The sequence below is a fragment of the Sphingopyxis panaciterrulae genome (genome assembly GCF_014199295.1).
GTDB classification, from domain to species: domain Bacteria; phylum Pseudomonadota; class Alphaproteobacteria; order Sphingomonadales; family Sphingomonadaceae; genus Sphingopyxis; species Sphingopyxis panaciterrulae.
Genome location: NZ_JACIJH010000027.1, coordinates 1 through 21,536, shown reverse-complemented (window position 1 = coordinate 21,536; position 21,536 = coordinate 1). Strand labels below are relative to the sequence as shown.

Genomic DNA, 21,536 nt, shown 5'->3' with positions numbered 1-21,536 from the left:
CAGCGCAAGGCCATCTTCAACAAACCAACATCATATCCAAAAAGGGGATCCCTCTTCGACGCCGATCGGGGGTCCCTTTTGAACGCCGTTTGACAGCGAGCTTTATCTGTCGGGCAAATGGCCGCATCACGACGTCGATCTCAAGGGCAAGCGTGTGGCAGTGATCGGCACCGGATCGTCGGGCATCCAGATCGTTCCGGTCGTCGCCGAGCAGGCCGAACATCTCTATGTCTATCAGCGCACGCCGAGCTTCACGCTGCCCATGCGCAACCGCAAGCTCCACCCCGACTATGTGGCGCATATCAAGGCCCATTATCCGGGGCTGCGCGCCGCGGCGCGCCATTCGCTGACTGGCGGGGTCCGTCCGATCACCCATCGCCCGCTGTTCAGCGTGACGCCGGCGGAACGCGAGACATTGATGGAGGATGCCTGGGCCCACGGCGGCCTGACGTTCCTTGGCCTCTTTTCCGACCTGCTGACCAATCGCGAGGCGAACGAGGTTGTCGCCGAATTCGTGCGCGGCAAGATCGCCGAAGTGGTGAAGGACGCCGACACCGCACGCCGCCTGACCCCGCGCGGCTATCCGATCTTCGCGCGGCGCCCGTGCCTCGATACCGGCTATTACGAGGCCTATAACCGCGACAATGTGACGCTGAAGGATTGCCTCGAGCATCCGATCGTCGAAATCACCGAGACGGGCATCCGCACGAAAGAGGGCGAGGTCGAGGTCGACATCATCATCGCGGCGATCGGTTATGATGCCCTGACCGGCGCGATGCTGTCGATCGACATCGAGGGTCGGGACGGCTGCCGCCTGAAGGACAAATGGGCCGAAGGCGGTCGCTCGCATCTTGGCTTGATGATCGAGGGGTTTCCCAATCTGTTCGTCGTCGCGGGACCGAATGGTCCGTCGGCCCTCGCCAATTTCATCCTTCTGAACGAGCAGAATGTCGATTGGATCTGCGACTGCATCGAACATATGCGCGCCGACGGCCTGCGATCCATCGAACCGAAGGCCGATGCCGAAGAATGGTGGATGAAGAAGGTCACGGCGCTGGGCGCGCGGTCGCTCTATCCGACGGCGAACACCTGGTACACGGGCGCGAACGTTCCCGGCAAGCCGCGGAGCTTTCCGGTCTATATTGGCGGCCTGGGGCGCTATCGCGAGATATGCGCCGATGTCGCATCGGCGAACTACAGCGGGTTCAAGCTCGAGGCCTGAGCGAAGGTTCGGGCCTGGACGCCTCGCGTCGACCGATGGATTTCCTGCTGGCTGAACGGGAGCGGCCGTTCCCTTCATCATTCCGGCCGGCACGTCTCGCCCGGGTCTCGACCCCAGGCGGCGCGGACAAATTCGATCGACCGATATTCGCTGTAACTCGGGGAACGCGGTTCGTCCGGGCACGGCCGATTTCGGTCCTATCCGATGTGGTGATAGACCATTCGCGGGACCGCATAGTGTCCGCCGGGAATCGCGCCGGCTTTCATGGAGCCGGACGGTCTTATCCGTTAAGCGCGAGTGCCCCCGTGAGGTCGCCCGGTGGCGGCCCGCCGGCGGCGATCATCGCCCGTTCGCGCTCGACCAATCCCGGCAGTTTTTTCAGCCCGAAGCGCCGCGTGAGGAAGCGCGCGATCGAGCCGGTGTCATAGATGGTGTGATCGACTTCGCCGCGGCGTGCATGGGGAGAGACGATGATCGCGGGAATACGCGTCCCTGGGCCCCAGCGATCCCCTTTGGGCGGCGCGACATGGTCCCACCACCCGCCATTTTCGTCGAAGGTGACGATGACGAGCATTTTTTCCCATTGCGGGCTGTTGCGCAGTGCTTGGATCACGCCCGCGATATGCCGGTCGCCCGCATCGACATCCGAATAGCCGGCATGCATGTTGAGGTTGCCCTGCGGCTTGTAAAAGCTGACCGCGGGCAGGCGCCCGGCCTCGACGTCCGCGAGGAAGATATTGGTTCGCGCCGTTTCGCCGAGGCCGCCGTCGCGCAGGTGCCGGTCGCGCCGTGCCGTGCCGGGGGCGAACTGCGCGAAATAGTTGAGCGGTTGGTGGTGCGGCTGAAAATTGGGCCGCGTGGGGAATTCAGCGTCGGTGCCGTGCCCGGCCAGCGCGGCGGTCCAGCCGCCGGCGTACCAGGCCCAGTCGACCCCGCGGGCCGAGAGCATGTCGCCGACCGTGTCGTGGCGTTGGGGCACGAGCGTCTTGGCGCTGGACCAGTTCGTATAGCCCGGTCGCCCGGCATCGAGATCGTAACTCGGAGCATAGGGCGGCAGCATCGTGTTGACCGCGTAGAAATCCGGCGTCAGCGAATTGGGCACGAAGTGCACCGGTCCGTCCATGGCGCTGGCCGGAGACTGGGCGGTCTGCCGGGGGCGGATGCCGCGCGGGTCGCTTTCGTCGAGTTCAGTGATGCGGCCTTTCGCCGACCCCTTGTCGGCGTTCGGATAATAAGGCGGGCGCGCCGCGACCAGATATTGATGGTTGAGGAAGGAGCCGCCGAACGCGCCCATGAAGAAATTGTCGCACAAGGTGAACTCGCGCGCGATCTGCCAAAGGCGGAGGTTGGCGGCATTGTCCGCATAATAGCCCATGACCAGAGCGCCGCTGTTGCCCCATGCGACGAAGCCGTCGTTGCGGCCACCGTTGATCTGCAACTGGTTGTTGTAAAAGGCGTGGACCAGGTCGCGGGTGACCAGACCATGCGGCAGGGGATCGCCCTCGGGCGTCGTGAGCGCGAACGGCGCGTTGGCGAGCGCCGCATGGACGGTCTCGTCGCTCAGATATTCGCGGTGCTCGACGACCTGCCGGTGCGGCACCAACCCTTCCCATATCGGCGGTAATTGTTGCAGCACCCCGCCGTCGCGGTCGCGCTGGAGATAGCGTTCGGGCGGCACCGCGGAAAGCGGCTGCTCGACCCCGGGAAAGTCGCCGAACAGATTATTGAAGCTGCGGTTCTCCGCATAGATGATCACCACCGTGTCGATGGCATCGCGCAGCGCCGCATCGGCAACCGGCCTGGCGGCGGGTGCCGCCGGTGCGGGGGCGGCTCCCGCATCGCCCATTGCCGCAGCGCCCACCGCCGCGGCGAGGCCTCCAAGCAACAGGCGGCGCTCGGGGGAAAGCGGTTCGTCCGAACCGGAGGGATTCTCGTTCATCTCGTGATCCTCATGCTGCGCCGCAGCGCCCTGTCCGGCGCTTATCGGATTCGCTTGCGCTCGCCGCGCTCCTGCACCGGAACCTGTTGGCTGGAGCCCGGAATGAAGGGGAAGGGCATCGTCGCCGCGTTATGTCTGGCGAGCGCCAGCCTCTCCTCCGTCTTCGGCAGGGCCGGCGGCCTCGCCGCAGGATGATGGAAACGGAAAACCGAGGTGAGATCGCCGAAGGTTCGGCGGCGCCAGTCGCTGATATTGGGCTCGCGGACGCCGGTGATCCGCTCCAGAAATTGCAGGATCGACGTATGGTCGAACGGCTGGCTCGATACCCAGCCGCCGGCCGTCCAGGGCGATATGATGATGCACGGCACGCGAAAGCCGGCGCCGATCGGCACGTCGCCGACGAATTCATGCGGCGTTCCGGCCGGGGGCACGGGCGGCGCGACATGATCGAACAGGCCGTCATTCTCGTCATAGTTGAGGATGAAAACCGTCTTGGCCCAGACATCCGGGTTGGCGGCGAGCTCGTTGAGCCGGCGCGCGATGAAATCGGCGCCGGCGGCGGGCATGTAGTCGGGATGCTCGCACCCTACGGCGGAGGGCATCAGCCACGAGACGGTCGGCAGGCGGTCGTGGAGCACGTCATGCGCGAACCGGCCCTCGTCGGCGTCCGGCAACCCGCGCTGCGCCAGTTGCGAACCCGCGGGGGCGTCGCGGAACCGCGCGACATATTTGAAGATGTTGTTGGGGCGTTTCCCCATCTCGCCATATTGATAGAGTCGCCAGTCGATCCCGGCATCCTGCAATCGTTCGGGGTAGGTTTTCCAGCGGAACCCGCCGGGCGGCATGATATTCTCGATCACCGGCCCGCCGCTCGCCCCCTCCGGATCGATCATGCCGGTCATATGATAAAACCGGTTCGGCCAGGTCGGCCCCATCACCGAGCAATGATAGGCGTCGCAAATCGTGAACGCCTCGGCCAGCGCATAGTGGAACGGGATATCCTCGCGCTTGAAATAGCCCATCGTATAGGGGCCATTGACCCCGTCGGCGGCGCGGTGCGCCGGCAGCCACTGGTCCATCCTGCCGCCGTTCCACGCCTGATGCTGCACCGCCCAGGCATGGCTGGTGGAGGGCAGTTTCTGCGCATTGGTGGAAAAGGTATCGAGGTGGAACGGCAGCAGATAGCCGTCCGGGCTCGCGGCATCGGGCTGGTGAAAGACGGTCCTGCCGGTGGAAAGCATCAGGGCATCGGGATCGCCGAAGCCGCGCACGCCCGAAAGCATGCCGAAATAATGATCGAACGACCGGTTTTCCTGCATCAGCAGAACGACATGCTTGATGTCCTTCAGCGTGCCCGCGCGCCGGGGCGGCTGCGCCATCAGCCTTTGCACATTGGGCGGCATCAGCATCGACGCCGCGGCCACCGACGCGAGTTGCGCCGCGTTGGTGAGCAGGCGGCGGCGGGTCAAGGGGGGCGTCGTCGACATCCGGCGCTTTTTCCTTCGCTTATCTGTTTCGGTGCCGAAGACGGGCTTTTGACCGATCGCGACGTCAGGGCGCCTGGCCCGCGGGCGGACGGCGTTTCAGCGACCTCGTCCGGCGCGCTCGGCGCCGTTCAACCAGGCCTTATTTCGCCGGCCCCTTCGTCAGCGTCGGCCATTGGACGCCGAGCTGTTCCAGATACGACCCATAATGCTGCGGGTCATAATAATGCTTCACCAGCTCGGGCTTGTACCGCGCCATCGTCTCGGCGTTCAGCCAGGTCGGCGGCGTATCGTCGGTCGCCAGCATCGAAACATAATGCTGGTCCTTGGTCTGCACCTCGCGGAAATAGCGCTTTGCGTCCGCCAGCAGCTTCGGCTTGGTCAGCAGGTCGACGACCGTCATCGCCATCACCTTGGCGCCGGCCTGAACGCCCTTGTGCGCGATCGGGGTCGCCATCGCGATGGCATTCGCCCAATTATGCCCCGGCAACCCCGGGATATTGGCCGGATAGCGGATGGTGATCGTGGGCACGGTCCAGCTCACGTCGCCGATATCGTCCGATCCGGCCGATTTCGGCTCCTTGGGCGGCGGGCCGAACGCCGCCAGTTTCGTCGGCAACCCGGTCGTCACCGTCGCGTCGACATTCGCCTGCACGGCGCGCGCGAAGGCCTGATCGTCGGCGTCCCATTCGGGCAGGCCGACCGCGACGATATTGGCCTGTGCCGCTTCCGCCATCGGCCGGTTGAAGTGCTGGGTGGCCGCCACGCCCAGGATTCGCCGGCTGACCGTGGTGCTCGTCATCTTGGCGGCGCCGTCGGCAATGGCGTCGGCGGTCGCGAGCATCTTTTCGACGGCGTCGAAATTCATCTCGCGCAAATAGAACCAGATCTTGGCTTCGGAGGGCACCACATTGGGCTGGTCGCCGCCTTCGCTGATGACATAGTGCGATCGTTGCTCGGGGCGCAGATGCTCGCGCCGCATCTCCCAACCGTCCGCCATCGCGATCACGCCGTCGAGCGCCGAGCGCCCCCGCCACGGGGCGGCGGCGGCATGCGCGCTCTCGCCCTCGAATGTATATTCGACGCTGACCATGCCGGTGCCGTTGGGCTGGCCCCAGGCGGTCGCGAGTTGACTGCTGACATGGCTGAAGAGCGCCGCGTCGACATCCTTGAACACGCCGGCGCGGACGAAGCGGGCCTTGCCGCCCAGCAATTCCTCGGCGACGCCCGGCCAGATCACCAGCGTCCCCGCGGTGTTCGTGCGGACCATCCAGTCCTTCACTGCCAGCGCCGCGACGATGTTCATCGCCTGGCCGCTATTATGCCCCTCGCCGTGCCCCGGCGCGCCGTCGACCATCGGCTGGTGCCACGGGATGCCGGGAGTCTGGCTCGCCTTCGGGATGCCATCGATGTCGCTGCCCAGCGCGATCACCGGCCCCCCGGTGCCGTTCGTCCACCGCGCGACCCAGCCCGTCGGCAGCCCCGCGATGTTCCGTTCGACCGCGAACCCGTGCTTTTCCAGCAGGGCGGTCAGATAGCGTTCGGTCTCGTGCTCCTGGAACCCGATCTCGGCATAGCTGAACAATTGATCGTTGATGACCTGCGACAGCTTGGCTCGCGCTTCCACCCCGCGCACGACCTGGGTCTTGGCGCCTTGCGGCGCGGCCTGCGAGGCGGCGGGGAAAGCGAGCGCCAGTGCTCCCGCAACGGCGATGGCGGATCGGATCATGCCTCGTTTCTCCTCGTTCCCAATCGCAAGCGAGGGTTTCCCCTCGCTTGCGATTCCAGTCTTCCGATCAGAAATTCATCTTGACCGTGGTGAAGAAATACCGGCCGACGACGCCATATATTCTGTCATCCCGATAAATGGTCGGCATATGGGTCGGCATGATGTTGAGGATATTGTTCACGCCGAAGCCGAACTGATATTTCCCTCCGATATCATATTGCACGGACAGGTCGTTGTAGACCTTCGCCGGAATATGTTGCCGCGGATAGGCTTCATCCGAGTCGGTGTTCAGTTCATAAGTCGCGGCGCTGATGAAGCGCGTGTTGAGCGCGATGTTGAGGTCGTCGATCTTGTACGACATCAGCAGGTTGCCGCGGAACCTCGGATTCTCCCAGGCGCCATCGGAGACGACGTCCCCTTCCGGGATCCCCGGGGTGGTTTCGGTCACCTTGTCGAGCAGGTAGGTCCCCTTGAACGACAGGCTGAGCGTGCCCTCGCCCACGGGCCGACGATAGCCCACCCCGATATCGACACCGCGTGCATAGAGTCGTGCGGCATTGAGCTGGTTCGATTCGACCCGTGTCGCATAGCCGGTGACCGGATCGCGGGTCACGCGAGCGCAATAGGGGTTGTCGATCGTCGGCGCATCGACGCAGAGCCGGATCAGGGTGGCGTAGGAAAATTGGGTGATGACATTCTTGATGTCGATATCCCAGTAATCGACGGTGATATCGAGACCCGGCAGGAACCGCGGCTGCAATATGGCGCCCAGCGTCAGGCTGTTCGAGGTTTCAGGCTTGAGATCGGGGTTGCCGCCGGTGACGACGACGGGGCCGATCCTGGGGGTCTCGAAGGGGGTGTCGATCCCCAAGGCCTTGCAGTTCGCCGCCCGCGTCTCGGAGGCGTAATAGAGCGCCAGCGAGCAGGCATCGGTATAGGCGCCGGTGAGCGTCTCGACCTTCGCTTCGTAAAGCTCGCCGAAATTCGGCGTGCGGACGCTCCGCGAGAGAACGCCGCGGAAGCTGAGGCCGTCCACGGGCGACCACATGGCCCCCGCTTTCCAGGCATGCGTGCTGCCGACGGTGCTATAGTCCGAATAGCGGTAGGCGCCCTCGACCTCGAGCCGCCGGGCGAACGGCAGATCGCTGAGGAGCGGGACGACCACTTCCCCATAGGCCTCGCTCACATTGAAGCCGACGTCGAGTTCGGGGTGTTCGGACGGACCGGCGCCGTACACCAGCTCGCCCGCGAGCGCGAGCGGATCGTCCGTGGTCTTCAGCGTTTCCTTGCGGTGCTCGACACCCACGGCGACCGATACATCGCCATAGGGAAGCGCGAACAGCGGACCGTTGATGTTCGCGCCATAGATCTGCTGCGTATTGACCCGCCGCTCGTGCCGGTCGGCCATCGCCCACTTGATCTGCGCCTCGGTCGCCGGCGCGGTGCTGAAGATGTCGAATGGCACGCAACCCTGCGCACGAGCCACGGCATCGCGGCAGATGGGGTCGCCGGTCACCGGATCGGCGATGGCGTCGCGCGCGGCGATCCAGTGCGATTTCCAGGGAACATTCGCTTCGGTGACATTGTCGGTTACGCGGCCGTACTGCCAGAAGGCCTCCCATTTGAACCGCGAACCCAGCTTTCCGGTGAGCGAGGAGCCGATGGTGTAGCTTTCCCGGTCGTGATCCTCTTCCCGCTCGGGGAAGTTGCCATAGGTCCGGTCGATATACAGCGAGGTCAGGTTGTTATCGAGCATCACCTGCCGGACGGAGTCGGGCAGATAGGGGTTGTCCAACTGCGCGACGGCGCCGCGCCCGCCCGGCACCGGGCCGGAGAAATAGGTCGCCCGGCTGTCGTCGCGCCAATAATTATACGTTCCGTCATACTTCTGGCGCGCGTAGGAAAAGTGGGTGCCGAACTCGATGGTGTCGGTGATCTGGTAATCGACGCGTCCCATCAGCGCCAACGACTTCAGGCCGCCGCGGAATTGATCGCGGTCGCTCAGATTCCTGCCGTCGCCGCCGTCGCACACGGCGTACTGTCCGGGACTATATTCGATATCGCACTTGGATTCGCGCACATTGCCGTTCTCGACCATGTAGCGCTGGCCGTTCAGCCAATAGGTCGGCACATAATCATAATAGAGCTGCCGGGTGTTCGGCGACAGCACCCGATCGGGAATGCCGTCGTCGATGCCGGTATTTTCGGGGTTCGCCCGATAGGTCGGCCAATCGCGCCAGTCGAAACGATCAGTGTAAATCAGCGGATTGGATTGCGAATAGGTGCCGCCGATCGAGAAGGAGCCCCGGCCGTCGGCAAATTTGCCGCCGGTGGCGATCGAAACCAGATATTTCGCGGCATCGCCCTGTTCGGAAATACCGGTCAGGGCCGAAATATGCAGGCCTTCGACGTCACGCTTGGTGATGATGTTGACGGCACCCGTCACCGCGTCCGCGCCGTAAATTGCCGCGGCGCCGCCGGTCACGACCTCGATCCGATCGATCATGCTCACCGGGATCATGCCGATATCGACCGCGGAAGATCGCGCCGAACCGGACACGCGGCGCTGTCCGTCGATCAGCGTCAGGCTGCGGTTGGTGCCGAGATCGCGCAGGTTGACCGCCGCGATTCCCGCGTCCCAGCCCCTGACGTCGCTGCTGAGATTCTGGTTGGTGCCCAGCGCCGGGTCGAGTTCCAGCGCCTCGATGGCGCTGATCCGCCCGAGGTCGAGCGCCTGCTCCATGCTGGTGACACTGACCGGCATCGGCGATTCGAGTTCGGGCCGGGCGATACGCGAACCGGTGACGACGATCGCCTCTCCTTCGCTCGCCTGCATCCCGTCTCCATCGCCGGACAGTCCGGCGTCGGGCGAGGGTGCCTGCTGGGCGAATGCAGGGGCGGCGAATGCCATCAACATCGAAACCGTCGACGTCGCGAGAAACAGGCTTGTCTTAGACCTCATTACGTCCTCCACTAAGATTTTGTGTTTATTGGATAATCTGTATTTTCCGTGGTGCAGGTCGCAGCCCGGGGGAGGGCGTGCGGCCCGAAACCCCTTATCCGCACCGTGGCACCGATTCTACAATATCGTTAATGTAGAACTGCCAGATCATGCTCCAATAGTCAACGATCTTGCTATCACACGGATTTATTACAGATTTGTGCCATTCATCCGGATAAAAACCACCCTATGGACAGATGAGCGATGTCAATTTACGATAACGATAATGTTATCAGAAAGGGGACGGGACGGTTGACTCGTGACACGCATGCTTTCCCGCCGACATCGCCCGCCGGCACACCGGCCGTGGTTCTGCGCAGTGCATGCCCTCGAGGGCGCGCGCGCCTGCCGCTCCGAGAGCGAGAACGCGAGCGACGCGTGGGCGCCGTGGCTGCCGTCGAGTCGCGGGGCATGGGTTTCCGTGCGCCGGCTTCGGTGCGCCGACCGTCCGAACCGCGCGGGACGTACCCCAAGGCCGGGCGGATGCGCGGCGCGCTCCGCCCCGGCAACGAAAGACCCTTGATCCTGTCCGGCATCGTCGGGATCGCGACCGCATTCATTGCCAGAATGCTCGATCTGAACGATGAGACCGCAACATGCGTCGGCCCTGGGACGGATCGACATTTAGCTCTGGCGGCCTGCAAATGGCGGCTTTCCGCGCTTCCGGTGCTCACGTACCATGAGCACGCTGCGCGCCGGGTCGCGAAAACCCATCATTTTCGGCTCGCCATCTTCTAAATGTCGATCCGTCCCAGGGCCGGCGCTTCGGCCCATCACCCGCAATCGATTGGACCCGTCCGTTGACCCAAGCTCCGACCACGACCGCCGGCCCCGCACCGGCAAAGAAAATGCCCCGAAAAGCGTGGCTCATCATCAGTCTTGCGATGGCGCTGCTGGTTCTCAACTATTTCGATCGGCAGACGCTGGCCATTCTCAAGCCGGTCATGAAGACGCAGCTCGCCTTCGACGACGAAGCCTATTCGCTGCTGACCTTCGCCTTCATGCTGCCCTACATCGTCATGTATGTCGTGAGCGGGCGGCTGATCGACCGGGTCGGGACGCGGGTGTGCATGACGGTGTTCGCGATCGGCTGGTCCGTTGCGAACATCGCCTCGGGCCTGTCGCATAGCTTCGGGCATCTCGCCGCGTCGCGGGTCTTGATGGGCGCCGCGGAACCGGGGGCCTTTCCGGTCGTTCAGCGCGCGATCCTGAACTGGGTTCCCGTCGAACGCCGCGCCCTCGCGATCAGCATCGCGACGCCGGCCGGAAATATCGGCGCCATCCTCGCCCCGCCGTTGATCGCCTTGCTGGCGACGGGCCTCAACTGGCGCATGGCGTTCGTGATACCGGGGGTGATCGGGATCGTCGTCGCGATCATGTGGTGGTTCACGGACACCAAGCACGGCTCTTCCGCGCCGCCGGTGCCGAGCGTTCCGTCGCCAGTGCCCGAAGCCGTCGACGAAGAGGCTCCATCGGTCAAAGAGCTGCTCAGGGACAAGAGATTCCTGGCGATCGTCGCGGCGCGCATGATCAGTGATCCGGTCTGGTATTTCTATCTTTTCTGGAGCGCCGGCTATCTGCAGGAGCGCGCCGGGCTGTCGCTCGCCGAACTGGGCTTCGTCGGCGGCATCCCCTACATCGTCGCGGTGCTGGTCTGCATCATGCTCGGCCGCCTGGTCGACCGCTATACCGAGCGCGGGCATGATCCCATCCGCGTTCAGCTTCGCGTCTTCGCCCTCAGCGCCGCGCTGATGCCCTTGGGCGCGCTCATCACCATGGCGTCGAGCGCGTTCGTCGCGGTGGCTATCATCACCGTCGTGGTCGCGGTCTGCCAAGCCTGGTTCGTCGGATATAACGTCCTCCTGGCAGGCCTGTTTCCGGTCAAGATCAACGCATCCGCGGTGGGGATACTCGGCGCGGTCGGCGCCAGCACCTCCCTCGTTCTCAACCTGCTGGCCGGATCGCTGCTCGCCCAGTTCGATTATATCGCGCTGTTCGCGGGGCTGGCGATCCTGCATCCGGTCTCCGCGGTGATCCTGTTCCTGGTGATCGGGCGGAGCAGGGCAAGGCGTGCGGCCGCGACCGGCGCCTGATCAGCGCGTGGTCGATGCCCGGATCGCGAGTTCGGGAACGATGCGTTCGGTCACGATCCGATTGTCGGCCGTGCCCTGAATGCGATCGAGAAGGCGGCGCGTGGCCCGGCGCGCGACCTCCTCGAAGGGCAGGAGCAGCGTGGAAAGCGGTGGCTCCATGAACCGCGTGAACGGAAGATTTCCCCATCCCATCACCATCACATCGTCGGGGATGCGGATATTGCGCTCGCGCAGCGCGCGGTACAGGCCGAGGGCGTAATAATCGTCCCCGACGACGAAGGCATCGGGGCGCCGGCCACGATCCAGCAAGTCGGCGGCGACGCGATAGGCATCGTCGGCATGCCACGATTGGGAAACGCGAAACGAGCGGGCAGGGGGGATGAGCGCGAGATTGTATCGCGGGTCGAATGTCAGCCCGTGCCGCTCGAGCGAGTGCCGGAATCCCTCGGTCCGAAGCCGGATGGTCGAAAAGGGCATGTCTTCATCGAGCAGCACGACGTCCTTCGCGCCCCTGGCCAGAACGGCGTCGGTCGTGAGCTGGATGCCCGCGTCATTGTCGGTAGAGTAAAAATCGACTCCCAGTTCGGGGAGTTCGCGGCTGACGAGGACGAGCGGAATGCCCGCCTTGATCACCGGCGTCCATGCGGTGGAGCGTTCCTGCACCGGCGCCGCGATGAGGCCGTCCAATCCGGATCGCAATGCCCGGTCAATGGCGTCGCGCTCGCGTTCCGCCGATTCATAGGAAAGGAGCAGCAGGACGGTATAGCCGGCATGTTGCGCCTGCAGTTCGACCTCGCTGACCAGATCGGAGAAGAAGGGGTTCGAGATGTTGCTGACGATCACGCCGATCGTCTTGCGCGAGCCGAGAACGAGCGACCGGGCGTGGACATTGGGAACATAGCCGAGGCGTTCGGCCTCTGCCTTGATCAAGGCGCGGGTCGTCGCGCTGACTCCCGGCCTGTCGTTCAATGCGCGTGATATCGTATTCGCCGTCAGCCCCACGACCTTCGCGAGATCCTGAAGAGTAGGCTGACGCCGCCCCCTGCCTACTTCCGTCATGCACGCACCTCCTTGAATGATAAGTCTAGCGCCCATCGCGGCACGCAGGATAAACATTATCGTTATCTCATAATTCGATTTTCGGCAATTTTCGTGGCTGGATACCAATCGGCAGATTTTTAATTATATTCTCATATATCATAGCGATAAAAGCACCGTTGACTAGCGTATGGGCCTGTGGCAGGGTTACATTATCGATATTCATTAGCTTTGCAGAGAGTGATTCCGGCCACGGCTTCAAGGCAGCCGGACGCCTCCCCCGTTCCACCACCCAAACTGGCCAGTAGAAGAAGTATGTCCGCGATATTCAAACAAAATGCGTCGATCAGCGTGCCGGGCAGTGAGGTGCCCGTCGGTGGCAGCTATGACGTCGTCGTCTGTGGCGGCGGCCCCGCCGGGCTGATCGCGGCCGTGGCGGCGGCCCGCAACGGCGCCAATACGCTGCTGATCGAACGCTATGGCTTCGTCGGCGGCATGTCGACGAGCGCGCTGGTGACGCCGATCAGCGAATTCCGTCATTTCGGCAAGCAGCATATCGGCGGAATTCCGTTCGAGCTCCTCCGGAAAGCCGCTGAGCTCGGCGGCGCGAACGTCACGCTCGAAAGCGGCAATTTCCCCGTCAACGACGAGATACTGAAACTCGCCGCGCAGCGCCTGTTGCTCGAAAGCGGTGTGACGTTGCTCTATCATAGCTGGTTTTCGGACTGCGTCGTCGAGGGCGACCGCGTCACCCATGTCATCGTGCAGAACAAGGCGGGCCGCGTCGCCTATGAGGCGGAGGTGTTCGTCGATTGCACCGGTGACGCCGATCTCGTGCGCGCGGCAGGCCTTCCGACCACGAAGGGCGACGTCCTGCAGCCGGCGACCTTGTGGTTCCAGTTGGGCGGCGTCGACACCGACGCGCTCGATTATCTGTTCCGCGACGCCGTCGACGGAATGCTGCCGGTGTCGGAGGTGATCCGCAACCGGCTGCTCGAACTCAACGAGGGGGGCGAGATTCCGATTTTCGGCGGCCCGTGGATCAACAAATTCTTCCACGACGGCATGGTGAGCATCAACGTGCTTCGCGAGGCGACCGACGCCAGCGATCCCGAATGGTTCACCAGGACCGAATGCAGCCTGCGCGAGAATCTCCAGCTCATCATCGAAATCCTGCGCCGCGAGTTCCCCGAATTTCGCGACTGCTGGCTGGCGAAATCGGGCATCCAGACGGGGGTGCGCGAATCCTATCACATCGTCGGCCTCTACGAGCTGAAACACGACGACATCCTGTTTCCCAAGGCCTTTCCCGACACGATCGCAAAGGGCGCGCACGTCATCGACATCCACGCGAGCGACAGCAACGATCAGAACGGCCTCGTCATCCCGCGGCAGGAATATAATGTTCCCTTCCGCTGCCTGGTGCCGCGCGGCAGCGTCAACCTCGTCACGGCGGGCCGCTGTCTGAGCGCGGACGGTCCGGGCTTCGGTTCGGTGCGCGTGATGGCGACCTGCATGGCGATGGGCCAGGGCGCGGGAACGGCCGCCGCGCTGAGCGTCACGCACGGGTACAGCATGTCGGCGATGAATTTCGAGCATCTGCGCGAAACGCTGATCGCACAGGGCGCGGTGATCGATTTCGACAATGTCGTCGATCCCCAGGCCCCGATCGAACTGACCACCTATCCCGCGGTCAGCGCTGCCCGGTGATTGTGGCACGGCTTCCCGAAAGAAGATGAGATGAGCGTCGCTCAGCCCCGATATGATCGCGGACGACTGACGCCGGGCATCGTGCATATCGGCCTCGGCAATTTCCACCGGGCCCATATGGCGACCTATCTCGACGATCTGTTCGCGCTGGGCGAGGATCATGACTGGGCGATCCTCGGCGCGGGGGTGCGTCCCGCCGATGCCCGGATGCGCGAGGCGCTTGCGGCGCAGGACTGGTTGTCGACGGTCATCGAGCTCGACCCTCAGGGCAAGCGCGCGCGCCGCGTCGGCGCCATGATCGGCTTCGTCGAGGTCGATCCCGCGAACGGCCCGCTGATCGCGGCGATGCGCCGGCCGGAAATCCGCATCGTTTCGCTGACCGTCACCGAAGGCGGCTATTTCATCGATCCCGCGACCGGGCGCTTCGATCCGGCGGCGCCCGAGATCGCCGCCGACGCTGCGGCGCCCGACCGCCCGGCGACCGCCTTCGGGGCGATCGTCGCGGCGCTCGCGGCCCGCCGCGCCGCCGGTGTCGCGCCCTTCACGCTGCTGTCGTGCGACAATCTGCCCGGCAACGGCGATGTCGCACGCGCCGCGGTGGTCGGGCTGGCCCGCCTGTCCGATCCCGGCCTCGCCGACTGGATCGACACCCACGTCGCCTTTCCGAACGCCATGGTCGACCGCATCGCGCCGGCGACCGGCCCGCGCGAGCGCGCGATGGCGGCGGCGTTCGGCCTTGACGATCCGGTGCCGGTGACGTGCGAGCCGTTCCGGCAATGGGTGATCGAAGACCGCTTCCCGGCCGGCCGGCCGGCTCTCGAAAAGGTCGGCGCCATCTTCACGCCGCGCGTGCACGACTTCGAGACGATGAAGATCCGCATCCTCAATGGCGGCCATGCCGCCATCGGCTATCCGGCGGAGCTGCTGGGGATCGAGCATGTCCACGAAGCGATGGCCGATGGCAGGATCGCGGCCTTCCTCGACAAGATCGAAACCGACGAGATCGTACCGATCGTCCCCCCGGTTCCGGGCCACGATCTGCACGACTACAAACAGCTCATTCTGCGGCGCTTCGCGAACCCCGAGATCGCCGACACCGCGCGCCGCCTGTGCTTCGACGGATCGAACCGCCAGCCGAAATTCATCATCCCGTCGATCCGGGACAATATCGCCAGAGGCGTGATGCCGGCGGGGCTGATCCTCGCCAGCGCCTTGTGGTGCCGCTATTGCGAGGGCACCGACTCCCGGGGCCGCACGACCCCTCCGAACGATCCCGATTGGGACATGTTGACGGCGACCGCGCGCGCGGCGAAGCAGGATCCCGCCCGATGGATCGGAATGCGCGCGATCTACGGCGACCTTTCGGACGATCCCGCGTTCGTCGCCGCGTTCGAACAGGCGCTGCATCTCGTCTGGAACGAAGGGGTCGGCGCGGCGCTGGCGCGCTATACGGAAGGCTGACCGATGCGACCTGCGCTCGCAGACATCGACGAGAGCCGGACGCCGCCGAACACGTCCGCCGACATGAGCAGAGCGAGGCTTGCCTTATGACCGAATATCCGCCCAGCCGCCGCACCCTGCTTCGCGCCGGGGGCCATGCCATGCTGTTCGCCGCGCTGGCGCGGACGCCCGCGTTTGCCGCGCCGCAATTTCTCGACGACCCGTTTACGCTCGGCGTCGCCTCGGGCGATCCGGCGCCCGATGGCTTCGTCCTCTGGACCCGCCTCGCGCCGAAACCGCTCGAACCCCATGGCGGCATGCCGGCCGAGGCCGTGCCGGTGAGCTGGGACGTCGCCGAGGACGAAGCCTTCCACCGGATCGTGCGGACCGGCACCGCGCTGGCGCGGCCCGAACTCGCGCATTCGGTTCATGTCGAGGTCGAGGGCCTCGGCAGCCATCGCCGCTACTGGTATCGCTTCGTCGCGGGCGGAATCCCCAGCGACACCGGCACCGTCCGCACGGCGCCCGCCGCCGGAGCGGCGCTCGACCGGTTGCGGATCGCGGTCGCCGGATGCCAGCATTACGAACGCGGGCTCTTCACGGCATGGCGCCATATCAGCGAGGAACCCGACCTCGATCTCGTCTATCATTACGGCGACTATATCTATGAGGGGAAACCCGCGAGCCCGGCGGCGGCGGCCAAGGCGCCCCTCGTGCGCCACCACAACAGCGACAAGATCTACAGTCTCGACGATTATCGGCAGCGTTACGCGCTCTACAAGGTCGATCCCGATCTGAAGGCCGCCCACGCCGCCGCGGCGTTCGTGTCGACCTTCGACGATCACGAGGTGGAGAATAATTGGGCCGGCGATCTCGACGACGGCAGCACGCCCCGCGAAGTCTTTCTGCTCCGCCGCGCCGCCGCGATGCAGGCGTGGTACGAGCATATGCCCGTGCGAAGGAGCCAGTTTCCGCACTGGGGATCGCCGCTGACGTATCGGCGGCTCGATTTCGGCCGCCTGATGCGCCTTCACGTCCTCGACAAGCGCAGCTACCGCAGCATCCGCCTTTGCGAAAAGCCCGGAAACGGCAATTGCGTCGATACGCGCGACAAGCCCGACACGATGCTGGGCGATGCGCAGGAACGCTGGCTGGGCAAGGGCCTGACCCCCGATTTCGCCTGGAACCTGCTGGGACTCGGCGGCCTCGTCATGCCGTTCGACCGGTCGGCGCAGAAAATTCCCTCGAACGGCTACGACAATTGGACGGGCTATCCCGATGCACGCGCGCGGCTGGTCAGGATGATCCAGAAACGCGGCAAGAATGTCGTGATCGCCGGGGGCGACAGCCATATGTTCTTTATCGGCAATTTGCCGTCGCGTCGCGGGGACCTCGAAAGCCCGCCCGTCGCGCCCGAGTTCCACGGAACGTCGGTCAGCTCGATCAGCACCAACGGGCTTCCCATCGGCCCCGATCCGCGCGCGGCGACCAACCCGCATATCTCGATGATCCACGACCAGCGCGGCTATCTGTTGTTCGACGTCAAGCCAGAGGTCTGGCACACCGATCTGCGCGTCGTCGACCAGGTGTTCACCCCCGGCGGCCGCATCGACAAGCTGGCGCGCTACGTCGTGGAGCCCGGCAGGCCGCAAGCGGTCCGGGCCTGATCGCCGCGCAGGGCGGATCGCATTTTTCCTCACCACTGGCTCGGAAGCTCCCATGACATATTCTCCATCCATCGCCGGGCTCGAACTGGGCGGCACCAAATGCGTCGCCATTCTGGGCACCGGGCCCGACGATGTTCGCGCCCGCGAAACCGTGCCGACCACCGATCCCGCGACGACCTTGGCGGCGCTGGAAAAGATCCTCGACGGCTGGCGCTTCGATGCGCTCGGCATCGCCGCCTTCGGTCCGCTCGATCTCGATCCGCGCAGCCCCGATTATGGGTCCGTCAGCGCCACCCCCAAGCCCGGCTGGAGCGGGACCGATCTCACGCGCCGGCTCGCCGCGCGTTACGGCAAGCCGCTGGCCATCCAGACCGACGTGGTCGGCGCCGCGCTTGCCGAGCAGCGCTGGGGCGCGGCGCGGGGATTATCGAGCCATTGCTATATCACCGTCGGCACCGGCGTCGGCGTCGGGCTGATCGCGGGCGACCGGCCGGTGCAGGGCGTGGCGCATGGCGAGGCGGGGCATATGCGCGTGCGCCGGGCGCCCGGCGACGATTTTGCCGGCGCGTGCCCCTTCCACGGCGATTGCGTCGAGGGGCTGATCTCGGGACCGGCGCTCGCCAGGCGGTTCTGCCGGCCGCCGCGAGAGCTTCCGGACGGGGGCGATGAATGGGATTTATTTGTCCACGATCTCGCCGGGCTGCTGCATAATCTGGTCGTCACCGCGGCGCCCGAGCGGATCGCGATCGGCGGCGGCGTGATGGCCCCACGCGAACGGCTGTTTCCCAAGCTGCGCGCGGCACTCGCCGCGAGCATCGCCGCCTATGGATCGCTCGCCCCCTATGCCGAGCAACTCGACAGCCGCCTCGGCCCGCCTGGATTGGGGACGATGGCCGGTCCCTTGGGCGCGCTTGCAGTGGGCCTCGACGCTTTGGACAAAGCGGGCGGATAAGCAGGCGCGACGACGGGCCGAATGCTCGGTTGGAAACCCGTTTGACATTCTCTGGTCGTTTGCGGGCGGGTGCGTCAGAGAACCAATCCATGATGAGATCGGCGATCCCATGGATCATCGCCATTCCGATGATGGTGTCGCCGGCGCAACTCCATGCAAAGGAAAAGGACGGAATCGGGACCTCTCCGTCCCCGGCCTCCTATCCGGGGACATTGGGCCGTCGCGCGACTCCCTCGCGCGACAGCCTCCTTTTATCCAGAGTCGAAACCATAGGTTTCGAGGGGTGAGCCAACCCGATGCCAAGGTCCCGCTTCCCGAACGCGCGCGAGTTCCACTCAGCGCCGGCCTGGAAAGAGCGGGATGTCGATCTGGTCGAACATGCCGCCGTATCCGAGGGCGATGGGCATATCCCATTCGAGCATGCCATAGGGGTGACCGGCGTCGAATGCGCTCTCGGTATCGAGAGCGGCCAATGTCTTCTCGTCGAGGCGGATGGCCGTCGCGGCGAGGTTCTCGCTTAGCTGTTCGGGGTTTGTCGCACCGACGATGGGAATAACGCCGCGCGACATCATCCAGGCAAGTGCGACCTGACCCGAGGTCGCGCCCAGGCTGTCCGCAATCGCGTCGAGGGCCCCGGCGATCCGGCGGTTACGCTCGTCGAGCGGCTGCAACTGCATCGAATCCATCCGTTTGGTGCCATTTCCGGATCCGCCGCGTGTATATTTCCCGGTGAGGATCCCGCCCGCCAGCGGCGACCACGCCATGACACCGATATTGTGCGCGCGAGAGAGAGGAAGATGCTCGCGCTCGATCGAGCGCTGGACGAGGCTATATTCCAGTTGCATGGCCGTGATGGGGACGAGACCGCGCAGGTCGGCGAAGGTCTGCGCGCGCGATACCACCCAGGCGGGCACGTCTGATAGTCCGACATAAGGATCTTGCCCGCGCTCACCGCATCGTCGAGCGCACGCTGCACCTCTTCGACAGGGGTCGTGAAATCCCACCAATGGACGAAATAAAGGTCGATATAGTCGATACCGAGACGCTGCAGGCTCGTGTCGAGCGAACGCATCAGGCTCTTGCGATGCACGCCGGCGGCGTTGGGGTCGCCCGCGCCCGGCACCGCATTGGCATATTTGGTCGCGACGACGAAGCGGTCGCGGTCCGGGGCGATCGGGCGGCCGACGATCTTCTCACTCTCGCCGCTCGTATACATGTTGGCAGTATCGATGAAATTGCCGCCGGCCTCGACATAGGCGTCGAATACCGCGCGGCATTCCTGCTCTGGGCGCGACCAGTCTGCGCCCGGTCCAAAGGTCATCGTCCCGAGCGCGAGCTGCGAAACGCGCAGGCCGCTCCGGCCGAGCAGTTGGTAGCGCATCAGCGCGCTTCGCCCAGCCCGGGATTATTGCGCCACGCTTCGTCGGGGAAGGGGATCACGCCGAGTTGCATCGCGAACTCGCGGAAATTCCAGTGCGTGCGGCAGCGAACGATCTTTCCGTTCCGGTAGAATTGCGTTGTGGTGCCGCGCGTATAGGTCGTCTTTCCCGCGGCGGGGATGCCGAAGAAATCCTCATTGTGCGTGGCCTTCCATATCCACTGCATATAGCCCCATTCGTCATATTCGAAGTCCGAACCGAGGAAAATGTTGTCGGCATAGCGACTGTAGATCTCATCGCTGAACTCGGGCGTCGTGCCGCCCTTGCGGACTTGCGCATGTTGCGGCGTGCAGCGGTCGCCATCATAGCTGAGCACTTCGAACTTATGGACGCCGAATGGCGAATCCGGCCCCGAATTGTTGAACACGACGAAGGCTTTGTAGAGATCTTCCTTGGTCGTGATCGTCTGCATGAACTCAATGTCTTCCCAGACGAAATCGTCGGCATAATAGCCGAGCACTTCTTCGGCGCCCATGTCGAAGAAGGCGGTCACCCAGTCCTGCGCGCTGTTGAAATCCTTCGGTCGCGGACGGTGCGACACGTCGGCCGCGCCGGTCGACATGGTTGGCGCGCGAAGGTCGCGCAGGATGCGCTGCTGGTCGGGGGTCAGATGCTCGTCGGTGACGTGAGCGGCATACAGGAAATGCATGAGTTCCTCTCCTCGTGGGTATCGCGGGCGCTTCGCCCATCATGATAGAAGAAGAGGGTAAGGAGAGGCGAGGCATTTACCACGGCAAAAGGGGTCACCCCGGGGCCGATCGTGCCATCTTGCAAGTCTTTGGCACTTTCTGCCTTGTCGTGGCACGGCAGGCCCTTGGCACCGCGCTGCGGCGCCATAGGCTGGGTCGCAACGAAATGGGCACCGCACGTTGGCGACGGACGGCCTTGAATGGAGAGACATATGACCGAAGCAGCGTTGAGCCGGCCCGATTCGCAGGACGGCCGCGAGCGCGTCTACGATCCGCTCGACCCGGTCGTGAAGCACGAGCCCTATCCCTATTATGCCAAGCTGCGCCGCGACGATCCTGTGACATGGCTGCCGTCGCTTCAGGCGTTCGGCGTCGCGCGCTACGATGATGTCGATGCCTTGCTCAAGAACAGCAAGCTCTACAGCTCGTCGATGTTCTGGCCGGCGCTGCTTGGCGAATATGATCCGGTTCCCGAGGTGCCGCCGATGATCTCGATGGACCCGCCGGGCCATGTCCATCTGCGCAAGCTCGCGAACAAGGCTTTTGTCCCCTCGAAGATCAAGATACTCGTCGACCGCACGTACGAGGTCGCGAACCAGCTCATCGACGATATTATCGCCCGTCACGGGACGGAGGGCGAATTCGACTGGGCGACCGACTTCTGCGCTCTCTACCCGGTGACCGTGATCGCGCAGGTTCTCGGGGTTCCGACCGAGCGGCGGGCCGAATTCAAAATATGGGTCGACAATATTCTCGCGGCAGCAAATCGCGCCGCCTATGGCCCCGAGCGCCTTGCCGAGATCCAGGACAGTTCGAACAAGATCCGCGCCTTTTTCGAGGAACTCTACGACGAACGCGCTGCCAATCTTCAAGATGACCTCATCTCCGATTTCATCCAGGCCGAGATCGACGGCGAGACGATGTCGCGAATCGAAGTGATCCAGATGTCGATCCTCCTGCTGATCGGCGGCGTCGAGACCACGACCAACCTACTCGGCACGACCTTGGTCGAACTGAAGCGGCATCCCGACGTCTATGTGTCAAACGGCGTTCAAAAGGGACCCCCGATCGGCGTCGAAGAGGGATCCCCTTTTTGGATATGATGTTGGTTTGTTGAAGATGGCCTTGCGCTG

General features: G+C 64.3%; 15 protein-coding genes and 1 pseudogene. 8 read left to right on the top strand and 8 right to left on the bottom strand.

Features of this window, described 5'->3' with window-relative positions; genetic code table 11:
* Positions 1-154: 154 nt before the first annotated feature.
* Complete coding sequence (locus FHR21_RS20445; RefSeq protein ID WP_184101760.1) at positions 155-1,222, top strand: flavin-containing monooxygenase; 1,068 nt, start codon at positions 155-157, stop codon at positions 1,220-1,222.
* 280 nt (positions 1,223-1,502) lie between these two features.
* Here FHR21_RS20445 and acpA read toward each other — a convergent pair whose 3' ends face one another.
* The 4 genes from acpA to FHR21_RS20425 all read right to left on the bottom strand — a co-directional run bounded on the left by acpA (position 1,503) and on the right by FHR21_RS20425 (position 9,285).
* On the bottom strand, positions 1,503-3,161 hold the full coding sequence (acpA, locus tag FHR21_RS20440) for an acid phosphatase (RefSeq protein ID WP_184101758.1): 1,659 nt from the start codon (positions 3,159-3,161) through the stop codon (positions 1,503-1,505).
* 41 nt (positions 3,162-3,202) lie between these two features.
* Positions 3,203-4,648, bottom strand: coding sequence for an alkaline phosphatase family protein (locus FHR21_RS20435; protein WP_184101756.1), 1,446 nt, complete (start codon positions 4,646-4,648; stop codon positions 3,203-3,205).
* A gap of 139 nt (positions 4,649-4,787) precedes the next feature.
* Positions 4,788-6,374 carry an amidohydrolase gene (locus FHR21_RS20430; protein ID WP_184101753.1) on the bottom strand — a complete coding sequence of 529 codons (1,587 nt, stop codon included), beginning with the start codon at positions 6,372-6,374 and terminating at the stop codon, positions 4,788-4,790.
* A gap of 67 nt (positions 6,375-6,441) precedes the next feature.
* Positions 6,442-9,285 carry a TonB-dependent receptor plug domain-containing protein gene (locus tag FHR21_RS20425; RefSeq protein WP_184101751.1) on the bottom strand — a complete coding sequence of 948 codons (2,844 nt, stop codon included), beginning with the start codon at positions 9,283-9,285 and terminating at the stop codon, positions 6,442-6,444.
* Positions 9,286-9,858: 573 nt separating this feature from the next.
* Here FHR21_RS20425 and FHR21_RS20420 point away from each other — a divergent pair.
* On the top strand, positions 9,859-10,113 hold the full coding sequence (locus FHR21_RS20420) for a hypothetical protein (protein WP_184101749.1): 255 nt from the start codon (positions 9,859-9,861) through the stop codon (positions 10,111-10,113).
* A 146-nt stretch (positions 10,114-10,259) separates the two neighbouring features.
* Positions 10,260-11,468 carry an MFS transporter gene (locus tag FHR21_RS20415; RefSeq protein WP_184101747.1) on the top strand — a complete coding sequence of 403 codons (1,209 nt, stop codon included), beginning with the start codon at positions 10,260-10,262 and terminating at the stop codon, positions 11,466-11,468.
* Here FHR21_RS20415 and FHR21_RS20410 read toward each other — a convergent pair whose 3' ends face one another.
* Positions 11,469-12,527, bottom strand: a complete 1,059-nt coding sequence (locus FHR21_RS20410) for a LacI family DNA-binding transcriptional regulator (RefSeq protein WP_184101745.1) — start codon at positions 12,525-12,527, stop codon at positions 11,469-11,471.
* A gap of 67 nt (positions 12,528-12,594) precedes the next feature.
* Positions 12,595-12,732 (bottom strand): hypothetical protein, encoded by a 138-nt coding sequence (locus FHR21_RS20405; RefSeq protein ID WP_184101743.1) that lies wholly within the window; start codon positions 12,730-12,732, stop codon positions 12,595-12,597.
* Between the two features lie 89 nt (positions 12,733-12,821).
* Between FHR21_RS20405 and FHR21_RS20400 the strand changes: the two genes are divergently transcribed.
* The 4 genes from FHR21_RS20400 (at position 12,822) to FHR21_RS20385 (ending at position 18,275) form a co-directional block, all read left to right on the top strand.
* Positions 12,822-14,216, top strand: coding sequence for an FAD-dependent oxidoreductase (locus tag FHR21_RS20400; protein WP_184101741.1), 1,395 nt, complete (start codon positions 12,822-12,824; stop codon positions 14,214-14,216).
* A 30-nt stretch (positions 14,217-14,246) separates the two neighbouring features.
* On the top strand, positions 14,247-15,677 hold the full coding sequence (locus FHR21_RS20395; RefSeq protein WP_184101739.1) for a mannitol dehydrogenase family protein: 1,431 nt from the start codon (positions 14,247-14,249) through the stop codon (positions 15,675-15,677).
* A gap of 86 nt (positions 15,678-15,763) precedes the next feature.
* A complete protein-coding gene (locus FHR21_RS20390; RefSeq protein WP_184101737.1) occupies positions 15,764-17,323 on the top strand; it encodes an alkaline phosphatase D family protein in 1,560 nt (519 codons plus the stop codon).
* 52 nt (positions 17,324-17,375) lie between these two features.
* The gene (locus FHR21_RS20385; RefSeq protein WP_184101735.1) at positions 17,376-18,275 is read left to right on the top strand and encodes an ROK family protein; all 900 of its coding nucleotides are present in this window, start codon (positions 17,376-17,378) and stop codon (positions 18,273-18,275) included.
* Positions 18,276-18,610: 335 nt separating this feature from the next.
* Here FHR21_RS20385 and FHR21_RS20995 read toward each other — a convergent pair.
* Both FHR21_RS20995 and FHR21_RS20370 read right to left on the bottom strand, forming a co-directional pair.
* A pseudogene (locus FHR21_RS20995) lies at positions 18,611-19,596 on the bottom strand (aldo/keto reductase).
* A 59-nt stretch (positions 19,597-19,655) separates the two neighbouring features.
* Positions 19,656-20,363 (bottom strand): ester cyclase, encoded by a 708-nt coding sequence (locus FHR21_RS20370; protein ID WP_184101729.1) that lies wholly within the window; start codon positions 20,361-20,363, stop codon positions 19,656-19,658.
* Positions 20,364-20,615: 252 nt separating this feature from the next.
* On the opposite strand from FHR21_RS20370, the gene FHR21_RS20365 reads away from it, so the two are divergent.
* A complete protein-coding gene (locus FHR21_RS20365; RefSeq protein WP_184101727.1) occupies positions 20,616-21,506 on the top strand; it encodes a cytochrome P450 in 891 nt (296 codons plus the stop codon).
* Positions 21,507-21,536 lie beyond the last annotated feature (30 nt).